At 36.8% G+C, this 14341-nt stretch carries 15 protein-coding genes; 8 read left to right on the top strand and 7 right to left on the bottom strand.

All coding sequences use genetic code 11. From position 1 onward, the window contains the following. Positions 1-4: 4 nt before the first annotated feature. Entirely contained in the window at positions 5-472 is a 468-nt protein-coding gene (locus tag GO621_RS17270) for a DUF4293 domain-containing protein (protein WP_157569365.1), read from the top strand. Positions 473-650: 178 nt separating this feature from the next. Here the strand turns inward: GO621_RS17270 and GO621_RS17265 are convergent, their stop codons facing one another. From GO621_RS17265 to GO621_RS17250, 4 genes are all read right to left on the bottom strand, one after another. Beyond that, complete coding sequence (locus tag GO621_RS17265) at positions 651-1082, bottom strand: hypothetical protein (RefSeq protein WP_157569363.1); 432 nt, start codon at positions 1080-1082, stop codon at positions 651-653. 38 nt (positions 1083-1120) lie between these two features. Then, complete coding sequence (locus GO621_RS17260; RefSeq protein WP_157569361.1) at positions 1121-1333, bottom strand: hypothetical protein; 213 nt, start codon at positions 1331-1333, stop codon at positions 1121-1123. Between the two features lie 388 nt (positions 1334-1721). Beyond that, positions 1722-2483: a WecB/TagA/CpsF family glycosyltransferase gene (locus tag GO621_RS17255; protein ID WP_157569359.1), complete on the bottom strand. Its 762-nt coding sequence runs from the start codon at positions 2481-2483 to the stop codon at positions 1722-1724. Positions 2484-2545: 62 nt separating this feature from the next. Then, positions 2546-3514: a DUF3575 domain-containing protein gene (locus tag GO621_RS17250; protein ID WP_232335697.1), complete on the bottom strand. Its 969-nt coding sequence runs from the start codon at positions 3512-3514 to the stop codon at positions 2546-2548. Positions 3515-3716: 202 nt separating this feature from the next. Between GO621_RS17250 and GO621_RS17245 the strand changes: the two genes are divergently transcribed. From GO621_RS17245 to GO621_RS17220, 6 genes are all read left to right on the top strand, one after another. Next, a complete protein-coding gene (locus tag GO621_RS17245; protein WP_157569358.1) occupies positions 3717-4355 on the top strand; it encodes a hypothetical protein in 639 nt (212 codons plus the stop codon). Between the two features lie 797 nt (positions 4356-5152). Next, a complete protein-coding gene (locus GO621_RS17240) occupies positions 5153-5743 on the top strand; it encodes a sensor histidine kinase (RefSeq protein ID WP_198170300.1) in 591 nt (196 codons plus the stop codon). Further along, positions 5744-6397 carry a response regulator transcription factor gene (locus tag GO621_RS17235; RefSeq protein WP_232335696.1) on the top strand — a complete coding sequence of 218 codons (654 nt, stop codon included), beginning with the start codon at positions 5744-5746 and terminating at the stop codon, positions 6395-6397. Positions 6398-6554: 157 nt separating this feature from the next. Further along, positions 6555-8363, top strand: a complete 1809-nt coding sequence (locus GO621_RS17230; RefSeq protein ID WP_157569352.1) for a DEAD/DEAH box helicase — start codon at positions 6555-6557, stop codon at positions 8361-8363. Positions 8364-8684: 321 nt separating this feature from the next. Continuing rightward, positions 8685-10907, top strand: a complete 2223-nt coding sequence (locus tag GO621_RS17225; protein ID WP_157569417.1) for an ATP-binding protein — start codon at positions 8685-8687, stop codon at positions 10905-10907. 214 nt (positions 10908-11121) lie between these two features. After that, the gene (locus tag GO621_RS17220) at positions 11122-11724 is read left to right on the top strand and encodes a biliverdin-producing heme oxygenase (RefSeq protein WP_157569350.1); all 603 of its coding nucleotides are present in this window, start codon (positions 11122-11124) and stop codon (positions 11722-11724) included. Between the two features lie 15 nt (positions 11725-11739). On the opposite strand, the gene GO621_RS17215 is transcribed toward GO621_RS17220, so the two are convergent. The 3 genes from GO621_RS17215 to GO621_RS17205 all read right to left on the bottom strand — a co-directional run bounded on the left by GO621_RS17215 (position 11740) and on the right by GO621_RS17205 (position 13510). Continuing rightward, on the bottom strand, positions 11740-12063 hold the full coding sequence (locus GO621_RS17215) for a hypothetical protein (RefSeq protein ID WP_157569348.1): 324 nt from the start codon (positions 12061-12063) through the stop codon (positions 11740-11742). A 116-nt stretch (positions 12064-12179) separates the two neighbouring features. Beyond that, the gene (locus GO621_RS17210; RefSeq protein ID WP_157569346.1) at positions 12180-12476 is read right to left on the bottom strand and encodes a hypothetical protein; all 297 of its coding nucleotides are present in this window, start codon (positions 12474-12476) and stop codon (positions 12180-12182) included. Positions 12477-12502: 26 nt separating this feature from the next. After that, on the bottom strand, positions 12503-13510 hold the full coding sequence (locus GO621_RS17205) for an NAD(P)H-dependent glycerol-3-phosphate dehydrogenase (protein WP_157569344.1): 1008 nt from the start codon (positions 13508-13510) through the stop codon (positions 12503-12505). Positions 13511-13610: 100 nt separating this feature from the next. Between GO621_RS17205 and GO621_RS17200 the strand changes: the two genes are divergently transcribed. After that, complete coding sequence (locus tag GO621_RS17200; RefSeq protein ID WP_232335695.1) at positions 13611-14228, top strand: polysaccharide deacetylase family protein; 618 nt, start codon at positions 13611-13613, stop codon at positions 14226-14228. The last annotated feature ends 113 nt before the right edge of the window (positions 14229-14341 follow it).

Here is a 14341-nt window from a genome sequence, read left to right as displayed (position 1 = left end):
AAAAATGATACAAAGAATACAAAGTGTTTATTTACTGCTGGCAAGCCTGGTACTTTTCGCCCTGTTTTTGTTCCCGGTGGTTAATAATTTAATTTTGAATGGACACGCCGACAGCATCATGGTAACTGGTGTGTACGAAATAATTAATGGTGCACGCACTAAAACTTCTTCTTTTATCTGGCTAAGTATTGCTACTGTTATTGCAGCCTTGCTTCCTTTAGCAGGTGTTTTTTTGTATAAAAACCGCAAACAGCAAAGCAGTTATTGTTATATTGTTATTGTGCTGATTATTGGTTACAGTTTTTATTTAACAGAAACGGTTAAAGATTTTGTTGGTAATATTACACTTAATACACACAATTACGGAATTGGTATGATTTTACCTTCTTTAGCAATTGTACTTGTTTTTTTAGCTATTCGTGGGATTAATAGGGATGAGAAACTGGTACGGTCTGCAGATAGACTGAGGTAGCTACTATATAGGTACCCATACCTAATACCTATATTCCTGCTAACGCTAATCAACCTTTAAATTTTCCAGTATAATAATTTAAGAAATGTTTCTTAATAGAAAAGGCAATGAAGATTATAATAATCTTCATTGCCTTTTCTAATTATCCTCAATAAAGGAAAGGAATTTATCAAAACATTTACCTATAAAAAACTATAAACTTACACCTTGAAGCATAATAAGAATCAGAAGCGTAATTAGTAATTCTAACTCCTAATACTTTCGTTGTGTAACAATTAAATTGGACAACTGCGAGATCGTCATTGTCATCGTCTTTCCGATAAGATGTACCATCAGTATATTGCACTTCTATGTCTATGTCAGTTACATCATCGTCTTCTGAAAATGCAACAATCTTATACTCATGGTTAGAGAAAAAAGACTTGTACCACCAGGAGCAACTCTCTCCTTCCTTTAGATCTACAAAACGATTTGACGACACTGTCCATCCTTGATATTTCATTTCAGCAATTAAATCTGCTTCTTTAATGATAGCAAATACTTTACTTTGAGGTAGGGTTACCATTAACAATACCATACTGATAATGGAAATTATGATACTTTTTTTCATTTTGATAAGTTTTAATTTGCTTTAATAAAAAATCTACTTCAATTACAAACCTTTCCAATTATCGCATCCCCGGCTGCAATAATTGTACTTATGATTACTTTCAATGCCGGGTTTTTAATTAAACCTTGTAAAATTTCCAGGGCTTGTTTTGCAGTTGGCCAGATTTTACAAAGTTCGCTTTGGTTGCCTTCTGTTGCTGCAGGTTCCAGGCTGATACTGTTCGCATTGTTTAAAATTTCTTTTGTGTCCATGATTTTGAGATTTAAATTGTGGATTGATGAACCCAAATCTCGTTACGCTTGGAATAAGATCTCACCGCAGGATCACCTTAAATTACAAGGTGTTTTTACGGTATTAAAAAAAAACAAAACCAGAAAATAAAAGGAAGGAAATAAAAAGGCACTCCAATTTTAGGTGCATAAAAGAAGCATCAGTTGGATACTGTCTTTAAATTTAGGCTTTAAGAAGTTGTTTAGATTATGTTTCAATTTTGATATGCTTCTTTTATCACCTAAAAATCTGCATAGCCATTTACTTTTCGTATCTGCCAGCAAGGCAATCAATTTTATACTGCTAAAAGAAGCATCGGGATTTTTTTTCTGATATAAGTTTAAACAAGTTCCAAGAAATTAGAGAAAATCAATTCAAAATAAACCAACCTTGCAGCTTATATTTAACCAGTAAAAACACAAACACCGGCCCGTAATACAAATATCTTTTCCATAAGCGCTTGGGTTCGTTCAACAATCTGCCCAGCCATTCCAATCCAAGTTTGATCCAAACTTTGCCTGGCCGTTTTACCGTTCCGGCATAAAAATCAAACACGGCGCCGATGGCACATATCAGTGGGACATTGATCTCATTTTTATTTTCTGCTATCCAAATCTCCTGCTTTGGCGCAGTCATGCCAACAAACAAAACATCAGGCCGGAAATCGTTTATTGCAGTAAGCATTATTTCATTATCTTCCCTGGAAAAAGCTGCTTTAAACGGAGGCGAATAAAACCCTGCCTGCACGTATGGATAATCCAAAGCCAGCCGTTGCTGTAGTTTTTGCAGGGTTTCTGTACAAGAACCGAGATAAAAACAGCTTCCACCGATCTGATTGAGATCGTTTAATAAATGGGCATGTAAGGCAGAGCCGGAAATTTTGCGGATACAGGCATTCGTTTGCCAGCTTACTGCTGCTACCATACCAATCCCATCCGGCAGCAAAATATCAGCTTGTTTTAAGGCTTGTTTAAACTTTAAATCTTTTTCTGCCAAACAAAAAGAGTATTGGTTTATGGTATTGATAACTGTTTTACTTTTAAAGTTCAATCCGTCTAACTTGCCTGTAAACAGTTGATAATCTAAATAACCAACTTTGGCATCAACTGTATCTATATCAAAAGTTTCCATAATTCAATATTTAGAGAAAACATACTTGCGTATTTGGTAAAGCACAAGGAATTTTTTACAGGTCAAAAAGCAATCCCCAGGTTAAAACCTAAAGCCCGGAGGCCAATAAAAGGGCCGTTGGTGTTGGTTTTTACACCATTGTTATCTACCGTGGCGGTTACATAGTTTTTATTTTGGATGGTAAACTTGGATTCCAGGTCGGATTTTAAATTGTTCTTATCAGCGGATGACATGGTGCTGAGGTTGACTGCCGCTTGGCCATCCCCCGAAATCTTACCGTAATGCCCGCCGATGATATACCAATCCAAAGTAACCCGTTTAGCAATCAGGAACTTGGATCCAAACATCAGCCCGCCGCCAAAACCTTTTAAACTGCTTTGCAAGGGCACTACATACTTTTGGGCAGTTGTGGCATAGTTATAATTGTAATTAACCTGCATGTTGGTATAGCGGCCATACAAAGAAGCGTAAAAGCCGCGTGCGCCCGGATGCTTGCCGCCGTAAAAGCGGAATTCTCCGGTAAAGGTTTTGTTGCCGGTGCTGATGTTTGACAAGTCGTTCTTTAGCCCGTCCTGGTCGTTTAAATATTTGTTCACTACTGTTTTTACCAGGGAAATATCTCCAACGGTACTTAAAGGCATATAGCGGTAGCCGGCCATAAAAGTTATTTTGCGGCTTAAAGAGTGCTCGTAGCTGAAATTATAGTTCTGCAAAGCCAGCGACGATAAGTTTATCTGCATATTGTTTTTTGGGTAATGCTTATTTTCTAAAGCCAGCTTTTTGTAATAGGCTGTAGAATCTGCTTGTGCATAACCATTTTGATGTGCTAAAAATAGCATCACCAATAAAACAATTACAATAGCCGATATAAACTTTTGATACCGCCTGATCTTGAACAGCAGCATGGCAGGCAGCGTTTTCAATGCTTCTTTTACCAGCAGTTTGTTTAAATAACGGTTAGCGCGGTTGTTGGCCTGCTGCCAGATGGGGTTGAGGCGGTTGGCATAATTGAGGTTGCGTACGAGGTTCATGATCTTGAGATTTTAAGGTGAATGATGGTCTCAAAATTGTGGCCTTGCAGCAGGAAAGCTTAGCGTGGATTGTCCTTTTTAAATAGGGTGTTTTTACGGTAGTAAAAAGGCTAAAACGCGTTGTGATTGAGAAAGTTATTGTGGAATTTTACAATATAAATCTTAACTTCCAAAATTAACCTTCATCTTAATTTATCAAATCATGTCTAAAAAACCTTCATCCGAAAAAACGAGTATTACCTGGAAAACCTGGGGTATGAAATACGATAGAACTAAACCAGACGAACCTATTGAAAACGGTGAGATAGATATTTTTGAAGAATGCAGAAGTGTAAATATGGATTCAAAACAAAAACCATATGGACGTCCTATTGATGCTGATACAGCCGTACATTTAATTAGTAATTATATTAAATTTGTCGAAGAAGCATTTCCTCATTTAAATCTTAAATCAGAAAATCTTTCTGCAGAACACCTTGACTTTGTTGATACTACCCTAATTGATATTTTTAAGGTTAGTTATGGTATAACATATGATAAAAACATTCTACTAAAATTACTAAGTCAGCCAAAATGCGAAGGGATAAGAAGTTATCTTTGCCTAAGAGAACCTAAAAAGAACCCTCACATAAGCTTAGTTTTAGTTGGTGTAGATTGTGATGGAAACGATTTGCATTACCGCAAAAAGGATACAATAAAAAAAAACAGCAGTAATGGTATTGATGAAATCACAACACAGTCATTAACTGGAGAGTTTGCCCACCCTCCTGAATCATCATTGGAAAAAAAATTAACAGATCCAAGATACGCATTATTAAAAATGGCAAATGACTCTAAATAAATGGATGTTTATTATGTTTATTACTATTGCTTAATTTCAACTTGCTTAATCATCGCTTTTTCTTTAAAGAAGAATACTCAAAAAAAAATATCATATATTTCAATCTTATTGTTTGCTACGTTAATAGAAGAATTAATATGTGAGATTTCAACAAAATTGAACAAAAGCTTTTCTTGGGTTTTACATATGTTCTGTATTATAGAATATCCATTACTTTGCATGTACTATTTAAATTCAAGTACTTTTAATAGAATAAGAAACACAATTCTTTACTCTATACCTGTTTTTATAACTCTTAGTTTAATCATTTCGTTTTTCTATTATAATTTTCAATCTTTTCCATCTTTGAATATTGATATTGAAGGTTTTTTACTTTTTATCCTCTACTCGCACTTACTATTTACTTTAGATACAAGTATAGATTTACCTATATATAAATATCCAAATTTTTGGATTTCAATAGGAGTTCTAACCTTTTATGGAGGAATATTTGTTTATGCAGGATTATATCAAACACTTATTAATTCGACAACAAACATAACTTTGAGTTTATTTGATATAATAATAAAGCCATTAAATATTGTGCTTTACTCTTGTATCAGCATTGGATTATTATGCTTACATCAAAAGAAGTTTTCAACTTAGTACTAATAATTAGCATATTTTTTATCTTGTTAATAAGCATAATAATATATACCGCATTTGTTTATCATAATAGAAAAAGAAAACATCAAAATGATTTAATCCAATTTCAACAAGAGCTCCTAAAAACCCAATTAGAAGTACAAGAACAAACCATGCAAACCATCGGTGCAGACTTGCACGATAATATTGGACAATTGTTAAGCCTAACTTCCCTCACGTTAAATTCTATTGAGATGGAGGACCCAGACAAAGCACAGCAAAAAATAAATTCGGCATTAGATCTAAACAGCCGCTGCATTAAAGAGCTTCGTTTATTAGGTAAATTATTACAGGGCGAGCAATTGATAAGCAGCGGTTTACCCGAAGCCGTAAATTATGAAATTGAATGGCTGCAAAAGGCAGGGCAGTACCAGGTGGATTATCAAATAGAAACCAACTTTACAGCCAGCAACCCGGATAAAGACCTGCTCATTTTTCGCATTCTGCAGGAAATTTTAAATAATACGATAAAACATGCTTTTGCTACGCAAATAAAGATTAAATTAGGCTGCCGGGACAATAACCTCCATCTGACAGTTGAAGACAACGGGGTTGGATTTTTAATGGATGAAGCGCCGGGAAAGCACGGTGGAATGGGCTTGCACAACATCCGTAAAAGAACTGAATTAATGGGAGGGGAAGTGCATATTCAATCCCAGCCCGGCACTGGTACTGTTATAAAGTTAAGTATTCCTTATCCCTGAATGAATATGAAACCTGACCGTATTCCCATCGCTATTGTTGATGACCATACCCTTTTCCGCGAAGGTGTTTCTGGCCTGATGAGTGAGTTTGAAGAACTGGAAGTGGTTTTTAAAGCAGAAAACGGCCGGCAAATGCAACAGGCTTTATTAAAACAGGCCCTGCCAAAAGTTATTCTGATGGATATTAATATGCCGGTGATGGATGGTTACGCTTCTACCTGCTGGCTAAAAGCAAATTATCCGAAAATACATGTACTTGCTTTAAGCATGTTTGAAGATGATGAAGCGGTTATAAAAATGATCCGTTCCGGGGCATGTGGTTACATCCTGAAAGAATCAAAACCACGGGATTTATTGGAAGCCATCAAAATTATTATGCTAAAAGGAGTATATATCAATGAAATGGTTTCGGGGAAATTAATACGATCTGTAGCTGCACACGAAACTGCACCTAATTTAAGCAGCAAAGAACTGGACTTCTTAAAGCATTGCTGCTCGGAACTGACTTATAAAGAAATTGCCGATCTGATGTTTGTTAGTCCGCGCACGGTTGATAATTACCGCGAATCGCTTTTTCAAAAGTTAAATATCAAATCAAGGACAGGTTTGGTTTTGTATGCGATCAGAAATAACCTTTTTCAGGTTACTGCCTGATACTGTTTTTAAGGCATAAAAATCATCATTGTGTAACTCCTGCTAAAGCCGGTTATTATCACTCCAATCTCACAATAGCAGAAGTATTTGAAATGCCGGAAAAAAAGCTTACTTTTGCAGCAGATTTAGCAATGTAGCTAAGTTCGTTATTTACATCATGAACCCATTTATTGAACTGGGAATCCGTCATGATATTGTTAATGCCATCACTGATTTAGGATTTGAAAATCCTACGCCAATCCAGGAACAATCTATTCCGGTTTTGTTAACAGGCAGCAACGATTTTGTCGGATTAGCCCAAACAGGGACCGGAAAAACCGCCGCCTTCGGACTGCCGTTATTAGAACTGATTGACTTTGATCAGAACAAGCCTCAAGCTTTAATTCTTTGCCCAACCCGCGAGTTGTGTTTGCAAATTACAAGCGACATTAAAAGTTATTCCAAAAACATGTCCAACGTTAAAGTTGTGGCTGTTTACGGTGGTTCAAGCATCATGGATCAGCTCCGCGAAATTAAACGCGGCGTGCAGATTGTTGTTGCTACACCAGGACGTATGCTGGATATCATCGGCCGTAAAGCCATTGATTTTTCAGCTATTCAATACGTTGTTTTGGATGAAGCAGATGAAATGCTGAACATGGGCTTCCAGGAAGACATTAACGAAATCCTGTCAACCACACCCGAAGAGAAAAAAACCTGGCTGTTCTCGGCCACGATGCCGACAGAAGTGCGCCGTATCGCTAAAAATTACATGACCGATCCTTTTGAGCTTACCATGGGCACAAAAAATACCGGAAATGTTAACATCGAGCACGAATACTACATCGTTAAAGCACGCGATAAATATGCTGCTTTTAAACGTATTGTAGATTTTAACCCTGAAATTTTCGGTATCGTTTTTTGCCGTACTAAAATTGAAACACAGGAAATTGCAGAATCTTTAATTAAAGATGGTTACAATGCAGATTCTTTGCACGGCGATTTATCGCAGCAACAACGCGATAAAGTAATGAAACGTTATCGCGACCGCAGTTTACAATTACTGATTGCAACCGATGTTGCAGCCCGTGGTATTGATGTAAGCGACGTTACGCACGTAATCAATTATTCTTTGCCTGATGAGATTGAGAACTACACGCACCGTAGCGGCCGTACCGGCCGTGCCGGAAAAACCGGTGTTTCTATCGCTATCATCAACGCAAAAGAAATTGGTAAAATCCGTCAGATTGAACGCGTAATCGGTAAAAAATTCGTAAAAGCAGAAATTCCGACCGGTTTTGATGTTTGCGAAAAACAATTATTCGGTTTAGTTCATAAAGTACATAATGTGGAAGTAATCGATTCTCAGATCGATCAGTACATTCCGCGCATTATGGCCGAATTTGAAGAACTAAGCAAAGAAGATATCATCAAACGTTTTGCTTCTTTAGAGTTTAACCGTTTCCTGGAATATTACAAAAATGCGCCAGATTTAAATGCTTCTGCTGATGAATCCCGTGTACGTGAAGGTAGCGAACGCGCTCCTCGTGGTGCAAATGCAGGTTACACCCGTTTGTTCATCAACCTTGGTTCGGTAGATAATTTTACCCGCGGAGATTTGTTGGGTTACATTTGTAACACCAGCAAAATAAGCGGCCGTACAGTTGGAAAAATAGACGTAAAAGGCGTATATTCTTTCTTCGAAGTTCCGAATGAAGAAGCACAACAAGTAATTACTGCTTTTAAGGATGCAAACTTCCAGGGGCGCGATGTACGCATTGAATTATCCGGTGATTCCGGAGGCGGCGAAAGCCGTCCGCCAAGATCTTCTGGTGGCGGTGCTTACCAAAGAAGAGAAGGCGGAAGCCGGGAAAGACGCGACGGCGGACGCGAACGCAGCTATAGCGGCGGCGGCAGTGGAAGCGGTTTCCGTGATTTCTCTGGCAAAAGCCGGGAAGACCGTGGCGAACGCCGCAAAAGATTTTAACAGTAATACTGTTTTTACAGCATAGTTTTTAGTTTTAGTTTAGTTGATAAAAAGCTTCCGGGAAATATCCGGAGGCTTTTTGCTTTTTATAACACCTTTTGCCAATGCTTCTTTTAACACCCTTTTTTATCGGAAAAAGTAAACGCTTTTAAAACAACACGAGATCTTTTAAACGTATCTTCACACAAAAATCAGATTATTGTACTGCAACTATTAATATTAATTTATTTTTGATTGTTCAATTCAACTATAAAACAGCTCTTCTTACATTGAAAAAGCAATCTTTATAATACTATTGAATTTATAATGTTCGTAACCGATATGAGTAAATACCAGGTAGATTTGACCAATTGCGACAGAGAACCCATACATATTCCAGGTAAAATACAAGCACACGGATTTTTAGTTGCTATTAACAGCAAAACTTTTGTAATAAGTTACATCAGCCAAAATATTAAAGAATTTATAGAGAAAGATGCCAGACATTTTCTTGGTAAACCTATTAACGAGCTGGAAAGCTATCTTAAAATATCAGGCGCAAAAGATCAGTTGACCAACTTATTAAACCTTGCAAACAACAGTAAAAACTTTGACTCGGTTAACCCTTATCAGATTACTATTGATCAAAATAGCTATAATATCATTCTCACTTCATCCAATACTGAACTGATATTAGAATTTGAACCTGGAACTTCTGATTTAAATTTTGATGTTCAAAAAACGATTGGCCGATCTGTTTCAGAAATATTATCCGGCAAAAACTTAAATACACTACTTAAAAATGCTGCTTTTGAAATCAAAAAAATTATCAGCTATGATCGGGTAATGCTTTATAAATTTCATGAAGACGGGCATGGCGAAGTTGTGGCAGAAGTTAAAAACGATGATTTAGAACCTTTTTTAGGCTTGCATTATCCGGCATCAGATATTCCTAAACAAGCCCGGGAACTATATAAAACCAATTTAACCCGAATTATTGCCGATGTAAACAGCACAAGTTCAGCTATTCTTACTTTTCAGGACGAAAATACACCTTTAGACCTTGGTAATTCTGCTTTAAGGGCTGTTTCTCCGGTTCATATCCAGTATTTAAAAAACATGGGCGTTCAGTCCAGTTTCAGCATTTCTTTGCTGGCACATGGAGAACTTTGGGGGTTAATTGCCTGCCATAATTATACGCCGCGCTTTATCAGTTATAAAGCCCGCGATGCTTCAAAACTGATCGGACAAATTCTGTCATCAGCGTTAGAATACCGGCAGGAAGAAGAAAATACCGAAAACCTGTCTGCTTTAGACAATGCTGCCACCGAGTTGTCCAAGTACATCAAGTTAGATAACGAAATTTCCGGTGCGCTTACCAGTCATTCTGCTACCATAAAAGATATTACAAATGCCGCCGGGGCTGTCCTGGTTTTTAACAATACCATCAGCAGGATTGGCATTACGCCCAATGAGGAACAAATTGAAGACATATTGCTATGGCTAAAAAGCAATATGCAGAACAACATTTATTATACAAACAATTTTCCGGAGCTGTTTTTACCGGCACAAAATTACAGTAACGTAGCAAGCGGTATTTTGGCGTGTTCACTTTCGAGGGAATTAAATGAGTTGATCATTTGGTTTAAACCAGAACAACTTGAAGCTATTACCTGGGCCGGAAACCCGGAAAAACCTGTTGAACAAGCAGAAAACGGTTCGATGCAATTGTTGCCGCGAAAATCTTTTGAAGCCTGGACACAGCTTGTAAAAAACACATCGGTACGCTGGAGCAACAAAGAAATTTTACTGGTGGTTAAGATGAGGGAAGAAATTTTAGATGCCATTAACCGCAAAGCCAACGAAATAAGGCTGTTGAACGACAGGCTACAACTGGCTTATGAGGAGTTGGATACTTTCAGTTATACCATTTCTCATGATTTACGTACACCTTTATCTACCATTAAAACCTATTCTGAACTTTTACTTGCAAGAAATAAAAGCCTGGACGATAGCGCCAAAACCATTTTGACAAGGATAGTAGCTGGCACTGATAAAATGAACTTGCTTATTAAAGAAATACTACGTTATACGCAGCTTGGCAAAGCTGATATTGAGGCGGCAAAAATTAACATGCAATTGCTTTTAACCGAGATTAAAGATGAAGTTGTTGCGGGAATAAAACCTGAAAACCTGGAATTTACAATTGGCAAAACACCGGATATTGCCGGCGATAAAACAATGATCGGGCAGGTTTTTACCAATCTGATCAATAACGCGGTAAAATATTCTTCAAGGTCTGTTCCGGCAAAAGTAAAAGTAGAAGGTATAGCTAACCATGACGAAACTATTTATTCTGTTACTGATAACGGTTTGGGTATTGATGTAACTTATTACAGCCGTGTATTTGAACTTTTTAAACGCATGGATAATGTAAAAGATTATGAAGGAACAGGCGTTGGCTTAGCCATTGTTAAACGTATTGTAGAAAAACATAATGCCAGGATTTGGTTTGAAAGCGGGTTAGGTATAGGAACAACTTTTTACATTGCTTTTAAAAATTAAAGGCCCATGATTTGTCTGATTTTTATTCCATTTATTTTACATGCTTCTTTTATCACCTAAAAATAAGTTTCTATAATTGTTATCGGCAGGAGAAACCTAAACATCAATTTTATAGTGCTAAAAGAAGCATTGTTTTTTTTCTGATAAAAATTAAAAATACAAATTCTCTAATTTTAGGGTCAATTAAAAAATCAATATAACCTCATTTAAGTAAATGCTTCAGGAAGTTTTAAAACAAGCAACCAGTAAACAACACCATGACCTGGAACAATTGATGCTGGTAGATAAAATAATGAATGGCACTTTATCTGCAGAAGAATACCAAAAGATACTGCAAACCAATTACATCATCCATGCTTGTTTTGAACAGCAATTATTTGAAAGTTTAGACCAGAATTTACAAAACGAACTAAACATCAACAACCGTATTAAATTACCTGCGTTGCTAAAAGATCTGCAAGAACTGGATATAGATGCGCCAGAAACGGAATTTAATTCTAAAAACCTCATTTTAATTGGAAGTAATGCCGCTGTTTTAGGCGCTATGTATGTTTTAGAAGGTGCAACTTTAGGCGGAAATGTAATTGTTAAAAAGTTAAAAGTTAACGCTAATTTGCAAAAGTTTAACTTAGGCTTTCATTATTACCAGGTTTATGCCGCAAGCTTAATTACAAACTGGAAAAATTTCTTGCAGGTTTTAAATACAAGGGTTGATGCTTCAGCATATAATCAAAGTATCCGCAGTGCTTTAACTTTGTTTGAATATTTTATGCTTGTGCAAAATAAGCAACAACTATCCGGGCAAAGTATTTCGTGATATTTAAGATACAAGTTAACGGACAAAAGTAACAGTTGTAGAATCCGGATAAACAAGTGTCATACTCTTATCTGTTAAATCTTTGACTGCAAATTTAGTATAAGGTTGCGCGCCTTCGTACGAAGTAAAGATGGTATCGCCTTTTACAAAATAACTTTCTGCAATCGGGTCTTCGCCCTCATCCAGCGTAAACTCTTTTGCCGTAATTTTTAATCCTGTTTTTTTATCTTCCGAGCGCCAGTTGCCCATAATTTTGTTTTTTTCTGCCGGGTTTTTGCAACTGGTAAATACAATTACAAAAAACGATATAACAATATATTGCAAGTAATTTTTCATCATGTTTTGGAGGGATTAATAACCCAATGCTTCTTTTATCACCTAAAAATTAGTAAACAAAAAAATGCCCGGATAGTGTTGCCCGGGCATTCTTCTTTTTACAAAAAAACTGATGCTAATTATTTTGTTGGTGCATCTTTTAATTTTGCTTTGGAAACATATACTTTCGCACCTTTTTTATTTACATAGTAATATTTAGAATTTTTATTGATGTAAATAACTTGTCCGCCCGGGCCAACTTTTCCATCATATTTTTTATCAGCAACAGCTGATGCGCCTTTTACAGCAAGTTCTGCTGTTTTGTTCCCGGCTTTGTTAATGGCCGTTCCAACTTTACCTTTTCCGGTATTTTGTGCAAATGACTGAACGGCAAAAAGCACGGCAGCTGATAGCAATAGGGCTTTGATCTTTTTCATGGCTTTAATTTTAGTAATTGCTGTTATTAACTCAATTGTTCTGCCAATTGTTTCATTTCGGTAACCGGACTTCTTTTTTGATATAAAATAGCATAAACAGCTTTGCTGATCGGCATATCAACCTGGTACTTTTTGTTTACTTCATGCAGGCAGTTGGAAGCATAATAACCTTCTGCAACCATATTCATTTCCAACTGCGCCGAGTTTACCGTATAACCTTTCCCGATCATGTTGCCAAAAGTACGGTTACGGCTAAATTGCGAATAGCCCGTAACCAGCAAATCGCCCAAATAAGCAGATTCATTAATATCACGAGTGATTGGATGGACAGCATCGACAAAACGCTTAATTTCGCGAATGGCATTAGAAATCAATACTGCCTGAAAATTATCGCCATAACCAACAGCATGGCAAATGCCGCTGGCAATGGCATAAATATTTTTTAAAACGGCTGCGTACTCTGTTCCGTAAATATCATCAGAAATATTGGTTTTGATGTAACGCGTATTAAAATAGCAAGCCAGTTCGGCAGCCAGTTTTTTATCCTGCGAGGCAAGTGTTAAGTACGAAAGCTTTTCGAGCGCTACTTCTTCTGCATGGCAAGGCCCGCTCAAAACCAGGAATTGATCCAACGGAAACTGGTAATGCTGATGAATAAAATCGCCTACAATCTGGTTTTCATCAGGCACAATTCCTTTAATAGCAGAAATTATCTTTTTGCCTTTAAAATCTGCAGCGGTAATTCCTTCAAGTGCGTTTTTCAAAAAAGCAGCCGGAACGTTTAACAGAATAACTTCTGCTTTTTCAACCACTTCTTTTATTTGGGTAGATAAATTTTCAGGTTTTACACAAATTGCTATCGAACTTAAATATTTTGGATTATGCCGAAATTTACGGATGTGCTGCAACGTTTCTTCATTGCGCATCCACCAAAAAACCTCTTTCGGCGCAGTATTATCGGTCAGCATTTTAATAATAGCAGTTGCCCAGCTTCCGCCGCCAATAACTGCAATTTTCAATTTATTCTGCTCCATTAAATGCCGGTGTAGTTTTTATTTATAGTATTGCAAATAAAAGAAAATATCTGATGCTTCTTTTATCGACCTTTTTTCTTCCTGAATTTAATATGGCAATATGAAAATGCCTTATTTGGTAAAAACACCTGTTTTGTTAAAATGGTTTTATCCGGGATTGATATGGAACAAAAGCCGTAAAGAACATACCATTTATTTAACTTTTGATGACGGGCCGGTTCCGGAGGTAACGCTATTTGTATTAGAAACTTTGGAAAAATACCAGGCAAAAGCTACTTTTTTTTGCATTGGCGATAACGTACAAAAACATCCGGACATTTTTGAAGCTGTTAAAGCAGGCGGACATACCATTGGCAACCATACTTTTAACCATTTACGCGGCTGGGACACGGAAGATGAAGAATATCTGGAAAACACGCAAAAATGTAATGAGTTAATTGCAGCAAAGTTTTTCCGTCCGCCGTACGGAAGGGCAAAACGGTCACAACTTGCTATCCTTAAAAAAAGCTATGAAATTGTAATGTGGGATGTTTTAAGCGGAGATTTTGATACTAAACTTTCTCCCCAAAAATGTTATCAAAATGTAGTGGATAAAAGCAGCAATGGTTCTATTATAGTCTTTCACGACAGTTTGAAAGCATGGCCGCGACTGGGATATGCTTTGCCGAAAGCATTGGAATACTGGCAGCAGTTGGGATATATTTTTAAAAGTTTGTGATGGATGATTATTATTTTCCCGCAAACAGGAAAAACATAGGTACTCCTTTTGTATTTTGCATGATAATTTATTGCCGGTAAAAAAGCATTGCTATTTATATTTATAAATATGGA

Origin of the sequence: Mucilaginibacter arboris (assembly GCF_009754915.1) — a bacterium.
Lineage (GTDB): Bacteria > Bacteroidota > Bacteroidia > Sphingobacteriales > Sphingobacteriaceae > Mucilaginibacter_A > Mucilaginibacter_A arboris.
The sequence above is the reverse complement of the archived record's forward strand: the minus strand, read 5'-3'. Positions and strand labels throughout refer to the sequence as shown.

Excerpts from the sequence above, each read along its gene's own strand:
- GO621_RS17270 (WP_157569365.1), top strand. The coding sequence starts at position 5 with ATGATACAAAGAATACAAAGTGTTTATTTACTGCTGGCAAGCCTGGTA.
- GO621_RS17265 (WP_157569363.1), bottom strand. The coding sequence starts at position 1,082 with ATGAAAAAAAGTATCATAATTTCCATTATCAGTATGGTATTGTTAATG.
- GO621_RS17260 (WP_157569361.1), bottom strand. The coding sequence starts at position 1,333 with ATGGACACAAAAGAAATTTTAAACAATGCGAACAGTATCAGCCTGGAA.
- GO621_RS17255 (WP_157569359.1), bottom strand. The coding sequence starts at position 2,483 with ATGGAAACTTTTGATATAGATACAGTTGATGCCAAAGTTGGTTATTTA.
- GO621_RS17250 (WP_232335697.1), bottom strand. The coding sequence starts at position 3,514 with ATGAACCTCGTACGCAACCTCAATTATGCCAACCGCCTCAACCCCATC.
- GO621_RS17245 (WP_157569358.1), top strand. The coding sequence starts at position 3,717 with ATGTCTAAAAAACCTTCATCCGAAAAAACGAGTATTACCTGGAAAACC.
- GO621_RS17240 (WP_198170300.1), top strand. The coding sequence starts at position 5,153 with ATGCAAACCATCGGTGCAGACTTGCACGATAATATTGGACAATTGTTA.
- GO621_RS17235 (WP_232335696.1), top strand. The coding sequence starts at position 5,744 with ATGAATATGAAACCTGACCGTATTCCCATCGCTATTGTTGATGACCAT.
- GO621_RS17230 (WP_157569352.1), top strand. The coding sequence starts at position 6,555 with ATGAACCCATTTATTGAACTGGGAATCCGTCATGATATTGTTAATGCC.
- GO621_RS17225 (WP_157569417.1), top strand. The coding sequence starts at position 8,685 with ATGAGTAAATACCAGGTAGATTTGACCAATTGCGACAGAGAACCCATA.
- GO621_RS17220 (WP_157569350.1), top strand. The coding sequence starts at position 11,122 with ATGCTTCAGGAAGTTTTAAAACAAGCAACCAGTAAACAACACCATGAC.
- GO621_RS17215 (WP_157569348.1), bottom strand. The coding sequence starts at position 12,063 with ATGATGAAAAATTACTTGCAATATATTGTTATATCGTTTTTTGTAATT.
- GO621_RS17210 (WP_157569346.1), bottom strand. The coding sequence starts at position 12,476 with ATGAAAAAGATCAAAGCCCTATTGCTATCAGCTGCCGTGCTTTTTGCC.
- GO621_RS17205 (WP_157569344.1), bottom strand. The coding sequence starts at position 13,510 with ATGGAGCAGAATAAATTGAAAATTGCAGTTATTGGCGGCGGAAGCTGG.
- GO621_RS17200 (WP_232335695.1), top strand. The coding sequence starts at position 13,611 with ATGAAAATGCCTTATTTGGTAAAAACACCTGTTTTGTTAAAATGGTTT.